Source organism: Nostoc sp., assembly GCF_036917355.1.
Lineage (GTDB): Bacteria > Cyanobacteriota > Cyanobacteriia > Cyanobacteriales > Nostocaceae > Nostoc.
In genome coordinates, this window is sequence record NZ_JBALDP010000064.1 from 26095 (window position 1) to 46016 (window position 19922).

Sequence of the window (19922 nt, forward strand, 5' to 3'; positions counted from 1 at the left end):
TCTAATTCGTATCGAAACATTAAGGAATATTGCATTTGTGCAGAAACCTGGAGGAAAAGCGCCAAATCACTAGAAAGACCGTGGTAGTATGCTCTCGGTAAATGTGAAGATTGGGAGAAAGACCTTTGACACTACGGGTTGCTGTTATTGGGTCAGGCCCTGCTGGTTCATCTGCCGCTGAAACACTGGCAGCCTCTGGGATTGAAACCTACCTGTTTGAGCGGAAGCTAGACAATGCAAAGCCTTGTGGGGGCGCAATTCCCCTGTGTATGGTGAGTGAATTTGACTTACCACCAGAGATTATCGATCGCCGGGTACGGAAGATGAAAATGATTTCGCCTTCCAATCGCGAGGTTGATATCAATTTGGTAAATGAAGATGAATATATAGGAATGTGCCGCCGGGAAGTGCTAGATGGCTTTTTGCGCGATCGCGCGGCCAAACTAGGCGCAAATTTAATTAATGCCACTGTTCATAAACTCGATATACCAGGAAACAATACCGATCCCTATACGATTCATTACATTGACCACACAGATGGGATATCACAGGGAATTGCCAAAACCCTGAAGGTGGATCTAATCATTGGGGCGGATGGGGCTAATTCCCGCGTTGCCAAAGAAATGGACGCTGGGGATTACAATTATGCGATCGCTTTCCAAGAGCGAATTCGCTTACCCGAAGACAAAATGGCCTACTATAACGATCTCGCCGAAATGTATGTCGGTGATGACGTTTCTACCGATTTCTACGCTTGGGTTTTCCCCAAATATGACCACGTAGCTGTCGGTACTGGCACAATGCACATCAATAAGGCCAGCATCAAACAATTACAAGCTGGTATCCGCGCTCGTGCTTCCGAAAAGCTAGCTGGCGGTAAAATCATCAAAGTAGAAGCCCACCCCATTCCCGAACATCCCCGTCCCCGTCGTGTTGTCGGTCGCATCGCTTTGGTGGGAGATGCTGCTGGTTATGTTACCAAGTCCTCTGGTGAAGGTATTTATTTTGCCGCTAAATCTGGGCGGATGTGTGCTGAAACCATTGTGGAAACATCTAATGGTGGTAGCCGTATTCCTACAGAAGGCGACCTCAAGGTTTACCTGAAGCGTTGGGATAAAAGATACGGACTCACCTACAAGGTGCTGGACATTCTGCAAACCGTATTCTATCGTTCTGACGCCACCCGCGAAGCCTTTGTGGAAATGTGCGATGACCTCGATGTACAACGGCTAACATTCGATAGCTATCTGTATAAAACGGTTGTCCCGGCTAATCCCATCACCCAATTGAAGATTACTGCCAAAACTATTGGTAGCCTAATTCGGGGTAATGCCCTTGCACCTTAATTGAGGGCAAAGGACTGGGAATTCCAACAAATAAATTACTCAATTTTGTGGGGTGGACATCCTGCACGCTCATGAATCAGGGCGGGCAAGATGCTCACCCCATAATATATGTTTCCGAAGGGTAGCAACTGGCGCAGCCCAGAGAGAAACCAGAGAGAAAAAAGAGATTTTATGAGTCACCTTGAAAGGGTTAGTTTTCGAAGTTCTAGATAGCGCAACTCTTAACTTAGTACAGTTTTGCGTCAAAATGTAGTGTTTTTAATGCAAGCCGACGCATTAACAAGGCGGCCAACGCCTTAACAATACAAGCCTACGTATTAACAAGGCGACCGACGCATTGTCATTGGAGGATATTGCCAAATTTAATTCGCTATGAATTTAATGAAATGCTGTACTTGGTTAGTAAGGAAGGCAAATCATGCAACTAAATCGATTCGACAACATTCAGGAATTCTGGCACTGCACTCAGGCTTACTTACTCCAGCATCAGGTAGAAAATAATGTTTTGCTCAGTATTTCGCATACCTTGTTGCATAACCCAGAACGTTATCTGCGTAAGCCTTATTTAGCAATTGTCCAAACAAGTGGCGAAATTCTGGCTGTTGCCATCCGCACCCCACCCCAAAAATTGATCCTATCCAAAGCCCAGAATATGGATGCCTTGCGGTTGATTGCTCAAGATTTACGTCAAGAGCAACTGCCAGGAAGCATGGGACTGGCTAAAGAGGCAGAAATATTCTCGCAGACTTGGCAAGGGCTGACAGAACAATTCTATCAACGGTCGGTGGTAATGAAAATTTACCAATTAACGGCACTGCAAAAAGTCTCAACGGCCAGTGGATATCTTAGACTGGCAACTGAAGGCGATCGCTCTCTGTTGATCGAGTGGCTTTCTGCATTTTTATCTGAGATAGATGAGGCGGTGAGCGAAGATGTCGAACACCAAGTAGATAATCGGTTGAAACAGCAGAATACTTATTTTTGGGTTGATAGCACTCCAGTTTCGGTTGCGTCTGGTAAACAAGTATTACCTACAATTGGTCGGATCAATTTAGCTTATACACCACCAGAGTATCGTCGCAAAGGATATGCCACTGCCTGTGTCACAGCGTTAAGCCAAAAACTGCTAGACCAGGGATGCCGCGATTGTTTGCTCATGGCAGATTTAGCCAATCTCACAGCCAATCATATTTATCAAGCGATTGGGTATCGCCCCCTAAGCGATTGGCACGAATACTCATTCACCTTGAAGCAGTAAGCAGAATAAAGCGATCGCTCCAATTAAATTACTTTGGTGAAAGTTTTGGCAAACCTCCTCTAACTTGTCATGCTTGGGTGGAGGTTAGGTATGCTGTATTCTGAACTTCAGCGATAAATTGCTTTTTGAATAAATGCTTAATTTTATTTCCTATTTGTTTTTGGCTCAAGCATCGCCTTCTCCTGCACCGCAAGAAATCTTCGTTCCCCAACAAACAAGACCTTTAACAGGACATCTTGACGAAGTACCAGTATTTAACAGTAATAACCCAGAAGTAGTTAAGAGTGAAGGAATTCTGCTGTCTACATTTCCTCCTCAAGGCAAAAGAGTGCCTAGCGCCCACCTGAACTTTCCATTTCAGGGAAGGTTTGATTTATTTTCTCACCATATTGCTAGAGCGATTGAGACGCCAAATGATTTGCGGACTCTTTATTTGGGGGTGATTGTTTATAATCCCAGCGATCGCTCTGCAACTGTCAACATCTTGCAAGCAGCTAGTTATGTGAGTCAACCTGATGCACCTTTTGTCAAGCTTCCTCCCATGCTGTCAAATAATTCGGGAAACATTTATGCTGGGCCGGGCGATCGCGTAATGAATGATGTGCTGCGAGTCAGACGACAAGGATGGCCAGCCCAGTTGGTAATTCCACCAAAACAAAGCCGGATGTTAATGAATCATCCAATTCCAGTGCGGACTTTAACGCCGCCATTGAATGGACGTTCTACTTTGTTACGTTTGTATAGCGATCGTCCTGTTTATATGGCAAACCTGGCCATGTTTGCCAAACCCAATCCCGATGGTAGTGAAAGAGCGCCTACTTTAGAAGAATGGGAGAATTTATTAGAAAATGGTGATTTTGCTGGGCCCCGTGAACCGGCTCCCAGTCCTCCAGATCAGCTTACAGGGGCAAAAGAAATTTACGGACGGGTAGCGGGGGTAGCTGTTGGCTCTCGTTGGCAAGCACAAGTTACCGACTCTAATAGTTCATACCTGACAATTCCCGAATCAGGACAAGCTTTTTCCTACGGTTTAAGCACCCTTTTGGCTGGCAAAATGGGTACGGGACAAAACCAAACTGCTAAACTTGTAGCGCGTTATCCTGGTACTGCTTACGAAGCTCACGGCAACTACGGTATTGAATACAACATCTCTCTACCATTATTCAACAATACGGATAAGCCGCAAACTATAAATGTACTTTTCCAAACGCCTATTAAAGAAGATGAGTTAAGTAAACCAGGGCTTCGCTTTTTTTCACCACCCGCACCATCTGTCTTTTTCAGAGGCACAGTTCGTATTCGCTACAACGACGATAATGGCTTACCCAGAACCCAATATTGGCATTTAGTTCAACAACGGGGACAGATGGGAGAACCGCTTGCTCAATTAAAAATATCTCCTGGACAGCGGCGACTGGTAGAAGTGGATTTTCTCTACCCACCTGATGCTACGCCTCCTCAAATTTTGACAATTCAAACTGTAGATCGAAATTAACAATTTAAAATTTAAAATGATGATGTCTAAGAGACGCCCTGCGTAGCTTGCTTCGACGTAGGAATATATAGACTCGCTACCACTGCGTTAACAAAATTCTTGCATGAAAGACATTAGACTTCTTGCAGAAGTCAGGAAAAGGGGAAGGTGGGGTCCCCTCTGGGGATAAGAGGCGGGGGGAAAGGATAAAGGTTTTGTATTTTCCCCTTCCCCTTTAACATGAGTTCCTTTTCCCCTTAACCGAGAAGTATTGTATGGAATACAGGTCTTGAGTTGAGTGCAATTTCTGATAAAACAGATGTTGTTCTTAATCTACTGGGGCAAAATAGAAAACATGACGATTGAATCCAATTCCTCTAATCTACCAACCCCAGAACCAGGCCTCGAAAACGATTCGCAACCAGATGACTTTGACGGTGGTGCAGCTGAGAAGAACCTAAACTCAGAAGCACTAGCGACACAACAAGCTCTAGCGGCGATCGCATCTTTGCAATCTCCGCAACATACAACTGCTCTCAAACAAGCCCGTTCTGACTTCAAGCAACCCACTACCAAGCAATTTACAGTTAAGCCGAGGGCATTGCTGATTACTCTAATCGCGATCGCTACCACCTTTATTGGAATTATCCTCAATAATTGGATTGTCGGCATTATCGGAACGCTGATGGCTTTGCTGTTATCCCTGGCGATATTATTGCCTTGGTTGCAAGAAGTATTAGACGAGTGGTTTTCACCCCAAGAACGCACCCTGTTTGTGGGCTTTTTGGGATTACTAGTAGCCATAATCGGCTTAATCAGGTTCACAGGTGTAGGCGATCGCTTGCTTGTTTTAGGACGCAAAATTAACTGGGACATTGCTGGAACTCTCGCTGATTGGTTTGGCGCTTTGGGACAAATTCTCATCGCCATCATTGCTGTTTACGTGGCGTGGCGACAATATGTTATTTCCAAAGACTTGACAATTCAGCAAAACCTGCTGACAGTTCAGCAAAATATTATCACCCAGCAACAGACAATCGATTCCTATTTCCAAGGCGTTTCCGACTTAGTATTAGATGAAGAAGGATTATTAGAAGATTGGCCCCAAGAAAGAGCGATCGCGGAAGGACGCACTGCGGCAATTTTAAGTAGTGTTGATGGTAGTGGGAAAGCGAAAATTCTCCGGTTTCTCTCACGTTCCAAGTTGCTGTCACCTCTAAAACGCGATCGCTTATTAGGTCGAGCCATTCTTGATGGAACTGGCGGATATGCAGAAGACCGCCTCGAAGGTGTGCGCGTTATCGATTTAGGCGTAATGCTAGCCGCAGCAGACCTTTCTGGTACTGATTTACGTTGGACTGACCTCAGCGAAGCTAATCTTGTCCGTGCCAATCTGAGCGGTTGTGATTTAGTAAAAGCCAACCTCTCCCGCACAATTTTATATGGTGCGAATCTCAATGATGCTGATATCAACGGGATTCGCTTATTCTATGGTGTAGTAGATAAAGCATCACCCCGCAGTCGCACCGAACCACCGGATTATGAAACCGGCGAACAAACCGGCGCTGTGGTAGAAAATGCCGATTTCAGCAACGTACAACGGATGTCTGAGTCTGCACGTTGCTACTGTTGCACTTGGGGTGGCGAAAAAACTAGAGGTACTATTCCTGGTGGTTGTGAAGGTATTCCCAATAAGTTGGGAAGATAGTTATACGAATTTTGGATTACCTTTAAACAGTTTAAATACTTCTCTCCAGAGAGTGCTATGCGTTCCCCAATTTCTAACTCTAGCGACCCGCAACAAATATCTGTTCTGCGGTCAAATTCAGGTGTGGAAATGTTTGGGAGATGAGGCGTTCTGTTCCCCTAAACTGTTGTCCTTGATAAGTTCCATCGATTAACTGATAAATCGTGATTACAGGTTGCTTAGATAAACCGATGTAGCGTTTGCCTCCTAGCCCTAGATAATCTGCGATCCAATACTCCCCAAGACCTAAAGCTTCGTAGTCTTCCACTTTCCGGGCATAGTCATTCTGCCAATTGGTACTGACAACCTCCACGACTAATTTTACAGATTTGCCTAGTGTAATCACTGGCTCAGTTTTCCATAATGGCTCATTCGCCAAACCCGTCCGATCGAGAATCACAACATCGGGTCTAAAGGCTGAATTTTGACCTAATGGTTTAAATCAGGCATTTCATGGGAATAAACCAAGGCAAGTTGAGCAGATCAATTGCGACGTTGAGCTTACGATTAATCAACCCAGCTACCTGTTCATGAAGTCCAGGGGGTTCCAAGTCGATTAGTTCTCCATCGATGAACTCGTAGCGTACATCATCCAGATAGCCAGCAACGAATGCCTCAGAGCTAAGATTGCTTATATTAATAGTGGCTGAAACCATCAAGATTTGTCCTTCCAGGTTCAGAAATAGAGCAGGTATTGCTGCTCTTAATTATTCTAACTAGCTGTTTTATCTAGGTTCCAGTAATTCACACCTTCAGGAAGGGTGAGAATTTCAACGCCGTCTTCAGTTACAGCTAAGGTATGCTCACATTGAGCAGAAAGCTTGCGATCGCGCGTTACCGCAGTCCACTTATCGCCGAGAACCTCGACTTCGTAAGTACCTTCGTTAATCATTGGCTCAATAGTAAAAACCATCCCTGGTCTGAGGCGCTTGCCTTTACCGCGTGTACCATAATGGGGAACATCCGGCGCAGTATGGAAAATGTTACTGATGCCGTGGCCAACGAAATCTCGTACTACAGAAAAGCCTTGTCCTTCAGCATACTCTTGAATGGCTGCACCAATGTCTCCAATGCGTGCCCCAGGTTTAACTTCAGCAATACCCAGACGGAGACACTCTTCTGTCACCTCTACCAACTTCCTCGTTTTTGGGGAAGGAGTACCAACAAAGAATGTCTTTGATGTATCGCCGTGATAACCTTCAACAATCGGCGTTACATCAATATTAATGATGTCACCTTCCTTAAGAATTTGCTTGGCGTTGGGAATGCCGTGACAAATTACCTCATTTACACTAGTGCAAATCGATTTAGGATAACCCTTATAGCCAAGAGGTGCGCTTTTTGCTCCATGCGCTTGCGTCCAACGTTCGGCTTCATCATTTAGTTCAAGAGTGCTAACCCCTGGTTTCACAAAGGGTTCTAGATGCTGGAGAAGTTTAGCTGCTAAACGCCCAGCTTGACGCATTTTCTCTATTTCTCGTTGGGATAAAATAACAATTAGTTCAGTTTTCATTAACTTTTATCTAAAGTATCTTTCATAAACATAGTTAACCCAGTCTGTGCAGATCTTTGTGCAGTATCAGCAACCTTTAGGGTATACAAGCTCTCCTCTGGGGTAACGTACAAAGGAGTCCCGTCAAAAAGATGGTCTAACACCATACTCGTATCTTTGGCGAACAAACCCCGGCGAGGCCCAACCTCTATAGGTGTTGTTTCCCCTGGCTGGACGAATATTCCGGTGTCGCCATCAAAAATTAAACCACCTTTTTCACCGTGAACTTCAAACTTGCGTTCTGATTGCCAAATACTTTCGCCTTTGCCATACACTACTTGGGCTAAAAGCCCACTGTTAAAGCACAATTCACTAGTGCAAAAACAGGTTTGGTAGTATTCCGGTTCTATTTCCCAATATCGCTGGTGACAGTTAACAGTAAATACTGTACCAAATAAATCGATGAGGCGATGTAGGCGAGACAGGGCCCCAATTAAAGGAAAGCCAAAAAACTCGTGGTTATAAGTCCATTTGCGGGGTGCAGGATTTTGAGGATTGATGGTGCTGTAGCGAACATAAAACACCTCACCAATTTTGTCTAAGTTTTGCTTCAAAGCTTGATGCAAACCACCCAAAAGTTCCAGATGTTCAACGTGTAGGAGTTTTTGTTGTGCTTTAGCTAAGGCAATCAGTTCCTCAGCTTCAAATACATCCAACGAAAGAGGATACTCTACAATCACATGTTTGCCGTTGGTAAGTGCTGCACGAGCGATCGCCCCATGATCTCGATTAATAGTGGAGATCGCTACTAGGTCTATATCTTCACGCTCTACTAGCTCTTGCCAAGTATTCAAGACTTCAATCTGGTACTCTCTGGCAAAGGTTTCGGTTTTTTCTCTTGTATGACCAACAACTGCGACTATATGCGATCGCTCATCGTGGAACAATGCCTCAGCCCGAAACTTTGCCGCATACCCAGTACCTACCAAACCTACACGCACTTTTGCTTTTTCCAAAGCTGCTTCTGAATTATACATGATCCTCATTAGTTCTGTTTTTGATCTTCCCACGTTTCTAGTGGTGAGATTCTCTCTTCATGGGGTTCACCAGTTTAGACTCTACAACATTCGTCCTACCCCCTCAAGGGCAAATAAGAGTTTATTTGCAGCTAGATAGAATTACGTGTACTCAAAAAGGAAGACTTAAAAAGAAAAAACCCTTTTTTTACCCATAATGTCAGAAATTTGTCAATACAATGAACAAAAAAAATAGCAAAATAAAAATTACATCTCTACTGTACTGTTATGTTTATTTCATTTATAACGGGCGCATTTAAATCAGATTAAAAAATGAAACAGCTCTGTTTTTTAAAGGAGTTGGGGAATCTCTTCTACGTAAGTCTTACAAAATATCGGTAACATTAACCTTACTCATGTTTACTTTTCGGGCATATAATTTTTTCTAATCACAACCTGAATAGGGTAGAAAATAATATAAAGAAAACTTATCGGGATTAACTAACTAAATTTCATTACTAATCGGGTTCAATTTCCAGTTACATCGTTTAATTTTTCTCGTAGTATCAGAAATGAAGCAAATTTAAACCAGCGGCTAATTCCACAGAACAGCCGTGACCTTTGCCTTAAGATAACTTATACTGCCGTTTACAAAAGAGAGGATTACTCAATGCCAACTTATAAAGTGACACTAGTCAACGACGCCGAAGGTCTGAACCAAACACTTGACGTTGATGATGATGTCTATATTCTAGATGCTGCCGAAGAAGCTGGTCTTGACTTGCCCTACTCTTGCCGCGCTGGTGCTTGCTCGACCTGTGCAGGTAAAATCACCAAGGGTACTGTCGATCAGGGCGATCAGTCATTCTTAGATGATGAACAAATAGAAAAGGGATATGTACTGACTTGTGTTGCTTACCCAACCTCTGACGTAACAATCGAAACTCACAAAGAAGAAGACCTTTACTAAGAGTTAAGCGACTCAAACATGAACCTCTTGCAAGAGTTACTAATGTCGACAAAATAGAAGCAAAATATCTAGAGTTAACACCCTTGCAATGCAATTTTGTGTGTACCTCTGAAAGCGACTTTGACAAAAAGTCTAATTTTATGTTGGGCAGGAACACAGTAAATCTTGTGTTCCTGCTTAATTTTTTGAGTATGGAGTTTCCTATCTATTCTATAATTTTCACCTCTTTTTAACTCCCGACTCCTAGCTCATAGATGCAACTTGAATGCCAATAGCTCAAAGCTTGATTTCTTTGTTGAGAATTTGAATCTGAGTACCAGGATAGTAAAATTGGAGAATTTTTGGACTTGACCAACCTAGTTTTGCCAAATTTTGAGCGCCAGTTTGACTCAAGCCGACTCCATGTCCTAATCCACCACCAATAAAAGCGTATCCCCAGAGTTCCGATTTGCCTTTGTTCAGGGGCTCGATGTAAAAAAGCGTACTTGTAGGGGCTGCAAAAGCACTGCGAACTTCGTCTTTGTGCAAAATAAAGGTGCTGCGATCGGTTTTAACCGCAAGTTCCAGGATACGTCCACTCTGGCTTCGCTCCACTACTGCCATAGCCTGAATTGTTTTAAATTTGGCATGGGGACTGTTTTTCACCTGTAAAAATTTTTGCAAGTCCTTGATAATATCCTTTAAAGGGGTTTCTTTATGCCAACGAAACATATCCCACTTGCTTTCATTAAATCCTTGTTGCGTATTAATAAATTTCTGGAAATTCTTTTCATTTGCTAAATTCTGCTTAGACAAGTCCCAAAAATTGGTCGGAGCATCCAGTACAGGGCGTAAATAGGGACGATCGTCGCCATTCCAAACATCGCTAAAGGAAGCGGTGACGCCACCAGTGGTAGAAGAATACAGGGCGTCTACGAGTTCATTTTTATAAGTTAGTACTTTACCCTTGGTTGAGGCGATCGCTTGGTCTGTTTTGGCAGCTGCTCCCTTCAGCCCATAATAAACTTGGCAGTGAGTATCAGCACACAACTGATAGTTATCTGCGGCAAACCTACGTAAATTTCTCAAGGCATAAGTCCGAGCAAGAATTGCCTGGGCTTCTAGCGCCGCTTTTGGTGCATCTGTTCCTATTTCGTAAGGCACAACCCCACGCAAATAAGTTTCTAAAGGTACTTGGTTAACGAGAGTGTATGTGCCATAAGCATTTGGCTGCAAATTCATTCGACCGGCATAAAGACGAGCAAGCTCTTGTTTTTCGGTTTTATTTACCCGAATCAAGTTTTTATCAGTGCTAATTTCCAAGTCATTTGGGCTATAGCGATTACCATCCACTACCCAACTCACTCGCGGCACTTTTTTCAACACTTTAGTATCAAGATATACTTTTTCTTGGGTAGAAGCTTGGATGTTTTGTAATAACAAGCGTCGCAGTAAAGGAGTGCTGTAAACATCTCGTTTAGCCCAAACCTGCCAGCGTTCTGGCTGGGCTATTTCCACTTCCATTCCCTTAGAACGCCATTTATTAGCACTATCTTCCGCAGTTTCAAAAGTGCGGTATGTGCCTAAAACTACTACTTCTTCGACTGCTGGCTGGGGTAAAGCTTGCATGACTGTTTCCAGCTTTACAGGATTCTTAGTAAACAGGATTTGCTGCTTATTGCCCGCTTGAAATTTTAGCTTTAAGCGATCGCCTTTGATGGGTTCCAGTTGTAGCTTGGCTGTGGCTTCGGCGCCAAATCGCTGCACAATCCCAATTTTCAGTTCTATATCCTGGATGTTGCTCTCAGGCCCTGATGCAGCAGTCAGTCCCAATAGACAAAATGTTGTCAGCACAGTGTGGGAAAAACGCCAAAACGAAAATTTCATGGCTACCTGATAGGGAAGCGATAGCGAGTACTCAAGCGTCTTCTGCCCCTTAATGCGTCGTTGGAGCTGATTTTCCAATTGCTTTGTAGCGCGGTTTTTTTGTCGCATGAATGCTCCAATGATACCATTACCAATTTTGCCCTAAATAATAGTTGCAAAACGAAGTCATAATGACTATGATTTATTTAGAGAGAAAAAACAGAACTAGTTGGATAAACTCTGTATGGTTAGAGTCCAAGAAATTCCATTAAATCAGATAAAACGGCCATTGCCCCGTACAAACGATCCAAATAAAGTACAAGCCTTAATGGAATCGATTGCGGAGATTGGGCAGCAAGAACCTATTGATGTCCTAGAAGTAGATGGACAATATTATGGCTTTTCTGGTTGCCATCGGTATGAAGCTTGCCAGCGTTTAGGCAAAGAAACCGTTTTAGCAAGAGTCCGTAAAGCACCCCGTAGCGTTTTGAAGATGCACTTGGCATAGAAAATGGGAGTGGGGAGATCAGGGGACAAGAGGACAAAGAGAATAATTAATGCCCAATGCCCAATTTCCAATCCCCAATTACATATAACCTAATTAGGAGAAAATTATGTCATCGAAAGTAACAGTCAAAAATGTAAATATCGGCATTGACGAGGCGAGTAGGGCTAAAATTGCCGATGGTTTATCTCACCTGTTGGCTGACACTTATACACTGTATCTGAAAACTCATAACTTCCATTGGAATGTAACGGGGCCGATGTTTCAAACATTGCATTTGATGTTTGAGACCCAGTATACAGAATTAGCGTTAGCAGTTGATTTAATAGCCGAGAGAATTAGAGCACTTGGCTATCCCGCACCAGGAACTTACAGCGAATATGCCAAACTGAGTTCGATTCCAGAAACTCCCGGAGTTCCTAAAGCTGTGGAGATGATTCGCGAACTTGTGGAAGGACAAGAAGCCGTGGTCAGAACTGCACGATCTATTTTTCCTGTGATAGAGGAAGTTAACGACGAACCTACCGCCGATTTATTGACTCAGCGGATGCAAGTACACGAAAAGACAGCTTGGATGTTGAGAAGTTTACTGGAAGAATAGGGAATAGAGCATAGGGAATAGGGAATAGGGGACAAAGAAAAACTTAATCGCCAATGCCCAATTCCCAATGCCCTTCAGGAGTGCTGAGTTGGGAATCTCACTTCTTTACTCAGAACTCGGAACAGGCTAAACCCTAGCTATCCCCTAACAGAACTGTTTTGCCGAATGCCCAATATTAATTTCACCCAAAAGTTGCAAGATTTAATGCAACAGGTAGGTATTTCTAGTTTTAAAGGGCTGAGTCGCGCTGCTGGAGTCTCAGAGCGTCAAATTTTGCGGTTACGCCAAGGAAAGTTAGAGCAGATGCGGGTAGATGTGCTGCTTAAGCTTTCACCAGTGCTACAGATGCCATTGAATGAATTGATCGCAACTTTTTCAACCGTAGAGTTATTACAAGAGAAAACAGCGCCAACTCAGGAATTGTTACAAGAAATTACAGATTTAAGAAGAGAGTACGATCGCTCTCAGCTTCAATTAGAACAACAGCGAGAAATATTACTACAAGAACTCCAGCAGTCGAGTTTGCAACTGCTGGAGTCTTTATTATTGCAATGGCCAACAGCAGCACACAAAGCGCAGGAAAATCCCCAGCTAGCAGCAGTCAAAATAGTACCCTTGGTGCAGAAACCCCTGGAAAAGCTGTTACAGGCGTGGGGAGTGGAAGCGATCGCCCCTGTGGGAGCAGAATTACCTTACGATCCCCAACTGCACCAATTGCTGGAGGGAACTGCACAACCTGGAAAAACAGTCAAAGTACGCTACACTGGCTACCTTCAAGGTGAGAAGCTGCTTTACAGAGCCAAAGTGAGTCCTGTTTGAGTGAGTGAGGAGTTAGGAGTAACAAATTCATAACTCTTTACTTTTTGTATTGTCTGTCGAGAAATGACAGATATTGGGAATACTTAAGATAGCAGAGGCGATCGCCTTCAGAAAACTTCTTTTAAAGCCTTGGTGTCGGTTCTAGCTTGCTTGGCGCTGTTGAAACCTAAATTTTTGGCTCTAGAGCGGTAGTCCAGAGGTAAATTATTTTAATTATGTAAGTAATTGGACATAAATAAATATAGATCCTAGTTACCATCATAAGTACTCAGGGAGGAAAAGCTACTGCTAGACTCGGTTTAGTTATGTGTAGGCGTAGCCCGCCGTAAGCATTGCTGCAACTAGTTGAATTCTGAATTGTTTAATGACAGTTATTGTCATGAGATTTATTAGAGAATCTCAGTTTTACAAAAATTTTTGGTAAATAATCTGAAAAGCAGTAACTTCAGCTTGTATGTAAGTATATATCTAAATCCATGAGATACAAGTAAGTCGGCGTTAAAAAATTAACATACATGACAAAACATCAAATCAACGAACCGCTTCGAAATTCGTCATTACAACATTTTTACAAAATTAAATATACCAGTTGTTTATCATGCAAGCTGACTTAGCTTGTTTATTTATAATTGGTCTATTTCTAGGAAGAAAACTATACTGAATTAAGCTAATAATTTGTTTTGATTACAAAAAAATAGATTCAAAATTTTATAATTAATCTTTATCTATCCTGATTAATTATAAATGATTATTCAATAGGTAATCTTAAATTTTATTTTACAAGCATTTTTAAATGTTCTATAATGGCGAAATCAGAGTATTATTTACATAAGTCAGAGTGACATAATTATGCGAGAACAAGTAAAAGTTATTAAACTCAGTGGTAATTTGAACGCCACAACTTCACAAGACTTCCGACAAAATATCACTGATATTCTAGAAAGTGGTGCGAAAATTGTGTTAGTTGATTTTAAAGATGTAACGTTTATGGATAGTTCGGGTTTAGGAGCTTTAGTATTAGCTTTTAAAACCTTGCGTGCAGCGGATACTAAGCTTGTTCTCTGCTCAATTAATGAGCAAGTCAGGATATTATTTGAACTGACTAATATGGATAAAGTATTTGAAATATTTCCCAGTCAAGATGCATTTAATCAGGTTTTAGTCTCTAAAACCTAATTAATCAAACTTCATTTGCAAAATAGATAAATCATCATCAAAAGCATCTTTGGAGTTCAAAGCTATTAAATAACTGAGTACGCGATCGAGTTGGCTATCAACAGGATCTTGTAAGCTAACTAGTAGCTGAATAAAAGCATCCAAACTCCAAAGTGTGCCGTCTGATTTAGTGATTTCATAAGCGCCATCACTAAAAATATAAAGGGTACTGAATTTTTCAATATTATAAAACCCATCAACATATTTTGCCTCTGGAAACATACCAACTGGCATACCAGGGGTTTTTAGGAGTTTAACTTCAGACTTTCTTGGCGATGTGCCAGTTACTAAAACTGCTGGTGGATGACCTGCGCTAGCATAAATTAACTGGCGGTTGATTCGATTGTAAACTCCGTACCAAATCGTAAAGTATTTATCATTTTGATAATTCATCTGAAAAGTGTCATTTAAAGCCTTCAATACATCACTAGGTTGATAGTAATCAAGACCTTTGAGCGCACGAGAACGCAGCAGATTTAGCACTGAAACAGAGGGAAGAGTAGCTTTGAGTCCATGTCCGGCGGTATCGAGTAAGTAAATTGCCAGATAGTCATCATCGAGCCAATAGTAATCGAAACAGTCACCGCCGAGTTGTCGCGAGGGAATGAATCGGAAATTTATATTGAAGGGTTCGGTCATGGAAAAAGGTAGCAGCGATCGCACATATTCTGCTGCTTCTGACATTTCTGATTCCAGAAGCAACTTTTGAGCCTGCAAATCTCTACTCAACTGATGCAGGCGTAATCCCGCTCTTACGCGTGCTTGTAATTCATTATGCTCAATAGGTTTAGAGATAAAATCATCAGCACCAGCATCTAAACCTTTGACACAATCGGCAACGGAATCTAAGGATGTTAATAAAATAAAGAATGTGGTGAAAAATTTGGGGTCTGTCTTAATGCGGTGGCAAACTTCTAGTCCAGTCAACCCCGGCATGATCCAATCACAAATAATTAGTGCTGGACGATAAACTAGTGCCTTTTCTATTCCTTCCTCGCCACTACTGGCAGTAACGACCTCATAACCCTGTTTTTCCAACATCCTTTTCAGGAGTATTTTTATTGAATGGTCATCATCAATTATTAGTATTTGAAACATATAAATTTTTTGAAAACACTCATTAATAATTTTTTGTCAAACTAGAAAATAAAAATATGATATGAGCTAATAAGCTAGTAGTATCAATACAGAGATGCTATGGCGCTTATCGTACCTTCTCCCAAGGGGAGACGCTAGCGCGAATAGAGAACTTATAAAGTAGCCACTACGCGTCTATGTATGCAATAGACTTTGACTTCTCTCTCTTTTTAAGAGAGAGTAACCTACGTTGTAGCAACAGGCGTAAGGAGTTGAGGGTTTGGCCTTTATTAGACTCAAATGAGAAGCACTATAACTCATTTCTATTTACTCATAGAATTTACGACTGTTTAACAGTCATAAAATATTATGGCGCTCCTAAAGGATTTAGCCATAAAAGAATGTTGCTTTTTAACTGGTTTAAGTCGCGGTATGCTTCTTGCTTGAACCATTGTCCTAAAGCATCAAAGGGGGTAAAAGATGTTCCCGTTTGCCATTTAATATCTTGACCTAAAGGTGTTGTATGATTTCCTGGTAACGTTTGGGCTGTCACCATCTCATCAAAACGTTCTTGTAAGATTTTGGTTAAAGCTGCGGATTGATCGATGGTGTCATTACTAAATTTTATTAATAAATTGCGCCGGATATTGTAACTTTCTTGGACAAGTTTGTTAGTTTCCAACGGCGATGGGGTAAACTCAATTTTCAAAGTAGAATTGAATTGTTCTACTAGAGGGATAGCTTCTTTCGCGGCGTAGTTGTTGAAGGATATTAAAATATTACCTGCACGTTCTACTTTAAAAAGGCTACCAATCAGCAAGTGGAGTTTACAGCCCATACTGTGTCCAACGCCGTAGATGGGAAAGTAAAGCTTGCGTAATGCCCCAGAATCATGCAATCGTTCGAGGGTGCGGTCAAAGTTTAACAGCACAGATTTTGCGATCGCAGTATGATCTAGTGTATTGACAAAAGGCGTAGCAATTACAACATAGCCTTTACTTGCTAGTTGTTCGAGTAACCAGCGATAAGTGATGTGTGGTGCAGTGGCGACAAATGCACCTCCTAAAAAATGAACGATACCTATGGGATTTCGGGGAATGATTACCCAGTTCCCTCTAATTTCTTTCCAGTCCATACGGATAAGCGATCGCTTTACGATTATTCTTTATGTTAGACCGGGGATTGCAACCGTGGGAAAGATTATGGAAAAAAGCCATTGAGAATATTCTACTAGTAGATTGGAAGCCAACTTACCCAGCAACCTCTAGGGATTTATCAGCAGCATCTACGCTTTCTCTAACTCTTGCTGATTACCGAGTGAATTTACGAGTGCTTTCTACATTCCCATTACAAAACTTAATTACGAATTATCTTAACGTTGAGTCTGTAATCTTTTCATTTCGTATTGCACATCTAATGCAATTTGTAATGCTTCATTGAGTAACCTTCCATGCTCAGTAGCCTCCTCTGTTACTTGCATAGCTGTTAAAGTTGCTAAATTGTTGACAAACAGTTCTGTATTACTCAGGATAAAATTCTTATTCTCTCTCAAAATCCTTTCTGTCTTTAAAGCGCGAACTAAATCAGCTTTGGTGAGTTTAAGTGCTTCGATTACATCCTCTCTTTCCTTTATAATCACTTCTGGATTACCAGCTTCTTCTATTTGGTCATTGATATCTATAACTCTAATAACAGTATTATATCTATTAACCTCATTTAACAGGATTTGTAGAGATTTTGTCATATTAGCTTTAACAAGCTTACTTCTAGTTTTCCAGATAAAATATAAGATGCTTTGCGTCAAACCACCAACCCACAGACCTAAGATAATTAATAATATCCAAGATGGAATTGTTATCCATGTAACAAATATTTTAATAATGATATCAAATAAAATATAGACAAAAACAAATGTAGAAAATCCAATAAAAACTACAGTTGCTCCTTCAGAGCTTTTAAGTTTTTGTATATAGATATTTACTAATCTCTTGAGAGGATTTGTAATGATTAAAAGTTCCCCATTGACAGGTAAATTAGTCAGCTTTTGCAGATCGTTCTGACTAATTTCCAAGCCCTGTAAATCATCCCGCACAGCTTTTTAACCCTTGCCAGAATAGTTATTTAATCTAATATAGCAATCAAATTTCTAGAATGCTGGCATTTTGTCTAAACTTTTTCGTGCAAGTTAATACTTATAAGCAATATCAAGATTTTTGTACAATATGATACTATTTTGCCAAGATAACTATTTGCCGCAGAATTCAGAATCGGTTACGCCCCGCTGTGCTAATAGGAGTAAAACACTCTTTATACCTGGGTAATAGACTTAGCTTCTGTACCTCACCAACTTGAAATCTGCTGTCTACTATAGCAATCCTAAATCATTCGTGAGAAACAAGATTCTCGACTGATTTAATAAATCGGGGATCTGCGGGTTGCAATTCTCACAAAATAAATGGGATTGCTATGTAATAGTCAGGATAAAAACAAATTAATTGCCTGTAAATAGAATCGTAAGGCAACAGGTTATTATTCTGGAAAACGGTCATTTAATAATGGAAAAGTCCGTTTTGGCGGACTTTATTTGTTGAATTATAAATAATCGTGTCTCAGTCGTTACATTAACTTGGCTTTGGAGAAGGTTGTTTCTGTTTTGAAATACTAGGCTGAGGGTTTAAAAATGGTGGGATAGGACAGTCTAGTGTCATGGCGATCGCTCTGAGTAAATCTGCTTCTGAAGGAGTAACTTTGTTATCTAATAGTACCGTGTGAGCGCAAGCATCAACAATAGCCTGTTTGAGTTTAGGAGTAGCAAGACGCAGACGCTCAAAACTTTTTTTGAGTTCAGTAAAATTACAGTTTAATGGTTTTTCTGGTTTCTCTTGCTCTCCAGCTTTGGGGAGTCGAAAAACTCCAGAACGAAAAGCATAGGCGATGTCTTCAGTAGACGTATCGGGTTGGGAGTGTCCGACACGGGCAATTACGGACAATATTAATAGACTATCTGGCCAAATCTGTTCGATGGAGGTGAATTCTACCGTTGTAGTAGATGTGGGATTTATACTAGGTTGAAGACGATGCCACAGTATTAACTGCAACACAAAATGCCACAGCGATAAACTTCCGGTGGCTACAACTAAACCGTGGATGCATTTGCACACCCTTTGGCATTCTTTGGCAGAGTTTTGGCGCAATATAGGCGCTACCAAATCCACAAGTGGCAAGCGAATTCTGGGATCTAACTGACTAATTTCGCTACTTAGTTCCAAGGTTTTCTCTACCAAATCAGCAGGCTGTACCTCGCGTAACCAAGCAATTTGACGTTCTTGAATTTGGAGATTTTCCGTATCTAACGCTAGCGCAAAAGCGATCGCCATTGCACTTTGTTGCTCCCGCGCACCCAAACGCAAGGATTCTGGTAACTGCGATAACAGCGCTTGAGCATGGGCAAAATGCTCTGGTGTAACGCTTCCAACTTGGTTTACAACCTGTTCTGGCGTGGCGTTAGAACCACCAGCAAAGCCCATTGTTAGGGATTCTTGGGAAGGGGAACGCATCTGATTGCGAGATGGCATTGCTGCTAAATTGCTGACGTTCAAACCCCCAACGCGGCGGATGCGTTCTGCTAAGGGTGGGTGGGTAGAAAAAATATCTTCCCAGAAAGAGGGGTTGAGGGCATTGCCAAAAAACATGTGGCTAGAGGCTTCTGCACCCGGCGATATTAACCGTGAATCCATCTGTTGGAGTTTTTGAAAGACTCCGGTAAGTCCATTGGGGTTGCGAGTGAACTGTACGGCTGAAGCATCGGCGAGAAATTCGCGTTGGCGAGAGACGGCGGCTTTAATCAAGCGTCCGCAAAGTAATCCGATACCGCCAATTGCCATTAGTGCCAAACCAAATGCCCAGATAGGTAAACCCTTGTCTTCCTTTCCGAAGCGGAAGCTACCGCGAAGGCGCCACAACAATTCCCCAGTTAAATAAATGAACAAAATCCCATGCAGTAGTCCCACTAAACGCAAATTCAGCCGCATATCGCCATTGAGAATGTGACTGAATTCGTGGCCGATGACTCCTTGTAGTTCATCCCGACTCAGGTGTTCTAAAGTTCCACGGGTAACTCCAATTACAGCATCATTGGGCGTAAATCCGGCAGCAAAGGCATTAATACCAGTTTCTCTGTCGAGGAGATAAACTTGTGGGACAGAAATACCAGAAGCGATCGCCATTTCCTCGACAATATTTAATAGTTGTCGCCCTTGTTCGTCGGCTATTTCTGGTAGCAGGAGTCTTCCTCCTAACTCTTGGGCGATTACGCTTCCGCCCTGGCGGAGACAAGTAATTTTGTACAGACTTCCGATTGCGATCGCAATTATTGTAATCCCAGCTACGTAGAGAAATATCCCTGGATGCCACCAAACACGAGGAGCGATGCGAAACAGAAATAAACTGGCAATATAAATTGCCATAATCATGACTGCGATCGACAGGGAAAATAACCCGATTAATTGTTGCGTATTTTGGCGTGCCCGATCCTGATGTTCAAAGAAATTCATAGAC

At 41.9% G+C, this 19922-nt stretch carries 16 protein-coding genes and 1 pseudogene; 9 read left to right on the forward strand and 8 right to left on the reverse strand.

Annotation, left to right across the window (positions count from 1 at the left end; genetic code table 11):
• Positions 1–125: 125 nt before the first annotated feature.
• The 4 genes from chlP (at position 126) to V7K53_RS19985 (ending at position 5786) form a co-directional block, all read left to right on the forward strand.
• Positions 126–1346: a geranylgeranyl reductase gene (gene chlP / locus V7K53_RS19970; protein ID WP_335054864.1), complete on the forward strand. Its 1221-nt coding sequence runs from the start codon at positions 126–128 to the stop codon at positions 1344–1346.
• A gap of 418 nt (positions 1347–1764) precedes the next feature.
• Positions 1765–2604, forward strand: a complete 840-nt coding sequence (locus V7K53_RS19975) for a GNAT family N-acetyltransferase (protein ID WP_335199223.1) — start codon at positions 1765–1767, stop codon at positions 2602–2604.
• Between the two features lie 133 nt (positions 2605–2737).
• On the forward strand, positions 2738–4099 hold the full coding sequence (locus V7K53_RS19980) for a DUF3370 domain-containing protein (protein WP_335199224.1): 1362 nt from the start codon (positions 2738–2740) through the stop codon (positions 4097–4099).
• 334 nt (positions 4100–4433) lie between these two features.
• Complete coding sequence (locus V7K53_RS19985; RefSeq protein WP_335199225.1) at positions 4434–5786, forward strand: pentapeptide repeat-containing protein; 1353 nt, start codon at positions 4434–4436, stop codon at positions 5784–5786.
• 79 nt (positions 5787–5865) lie between these two features.
• Here V7K53_RS19985 and V7K53_RS34090 read toward each other — a convergent pair.
• The 3 genes and pseudogenes from V7K53_RS34090 to V7K53_RS20005 all read right to left on the reverse strand — a co-directional run bounded on the left by V7K53_RS34090 (position 5866) and on the right by V7K53_RS20005 (position 8354).
• Positions 5866–6481, reverse strand: a pseudogene (locus V7K53_RS34090) (Uma2 family endonuclease).
• Between the two features lie 56 nt (positions 6482–6537).
• Complete coding sequence (map, locus tag V7K53_RS20000; protein WP_335199228.1) at positions 6538–7338, reverse strand: type I methionyl aminopeptidase; 801 nt, start codon at positions 7336–7338, stop codon at positions 6538–6540.
• Positions 7338–8354 (reverse strand): Gfo/Idh/MocA family protein, encoded by a 1017-nt coding sequence (locus V7K53_RS20005; RefSeq protein WP_335199229.1) that lies wholly within the window; start codon positions 8352–8354, stop codon positions 7338–7340. Before V7K53_RS20005 ends, map begins: the two co-directional genes overlap by 1 nt.
• A 649-nt stretch (positions 8355–9003) precedes the next feature.
• On the opposite strand from V7K53_RS20005, the gene V7K53_RS20010 reads away from it, so the two are divergent.
• Positions 9004–9303: a ferredoxin gene (locus V7K53_RS20010; protein WP_335199230.1), complete on the forward strand. Its 300-nt coding sequence runs from the start codon at positions 9004–9006 to the stop codon at positions 9301–9303.
• A gap of 276 nt (positions 9304–9579) precedes the next feature.
• On the opposite strand, the gene V7K53_RS20015 is transcribed toward V7K53_RS20010, so the two are convergent.
• Positions 9580–11277: a SpoIID/LytB domain-containing protein gene (locus tag V7K53_RS20015; protein ID WP_335199231.1), complete on the reverse strand. Its 1698-nt coding sequence runs from the start codon at positions 11275–11277 to the stop codon at positions 9580–9582.
• 115 nt (positions 11278–11392) lie between these two features.
• On the opposite strand from V7K53_RS20015, the gene V7K53_RS20020 reads away from it, so the two are divergent.
• The 4 genes from V7K53_RS20020 to V7K53_RS20035 all read left to right on the forward strand — a co-directional run bounded on the left by V7K53_RS20020 (position 11393) and on the right by V7K53_RS20035 (position 14249).
• Complete coding sequence (locus V7K53_RS20020) at positions 11393–11656, forward strand: ParB N-terminal domain-containing protein (protein WP_194043156.1); 264 nt, start codon at positions 11393–11395, stop codon at positions 11654–11656.
• A 106-nt stretch (positions 11657–11762) separates the two neighbouring features.
• On the forward strand, positions 11763–12254 hold the full coding sequence (locus tag V7K53_RS20025; RefSeq protein WP_289799395.1) for a Dps family protein: 492 nt from the start codon (positions 11763–11765) through the stop codon (positions 12252–12254).
• 165 nt (positions 12255–12419) lie between these two features.
• Positions 12420–13073: a nucleotide exchange factor GrpE gene (grpE, locus tag V7K53_RS20030; protein ID WP_335199232.1), complete on the forward strand. Its 654-nt coding sequence runs from the start codon at positions 12420–12422 to the stop codon at positions 13071–13073.
• A gap of 849 nt (positions 13074–13922) precedes the next feature.
• On the forward strand, positions 13923–14249 hold the full coding sequence (locus tag V7K53_RS20035; protein ID WP_335199233.1) for an STAS domain-containing protein: 327 nt from the start codon (positions 13923–13925) through the stop codon (positions 14247–14249).
• Here V7K53_RS20035 and V7K53_RS20040 read toward each other — a convergent pair whose 3' ends face one another.
• The 4 genes from V7K53_RS20040 to V7K53_RS20055 form a co-directional block, all read right to left on the reverse strand.
• Entirely contained in the window at positions 14250–15386 is a 1137-nt protein-coding gene (locus V7K53_RS20040; RefSeq protein WP_335199234.1) for a PP2C family protein-serine/threonine phosphatase, read from the reverse strand. It abuts the gene before it with no gap.
• 346 nt (positions 15387–15732) lie between these two features.
• Positions 15733–16500, reverse strand: coding sequence for a DUF1350 family protein (locus V7K53_RS20045; protein WP_334875412.1), 768 nt, complete (start codon positions 16498–16500; stop codon positions 15733–15735).
• A 237-nt stretch (positions 16501–16737) separates the two neighbouring features.
• Complete coding sequence (locus V7K53_RS20050) at positions 16738–17457, reverse strand: hypothetical protein (protein ID WP_335199235.1); 720 nt, start codon at positions 17455–17457, stop codon at positions 16738–16740.
• Between the two features lie 529 nt (positions 17458–17986).
• The gene (locus tag V7K53_RS20055; protein ID WP_335199236.1) at positions 17987–19918 is read right to left on the reverse strand and encodes a M48 family metallopeptidase; all 1932 of its coding nucleotides are present in this window, start codon (positions 19916–19918) and stop codon (positions 17987–17989) included.
• Positions 19919–19922: the final 4 nt, after the last annotated feature.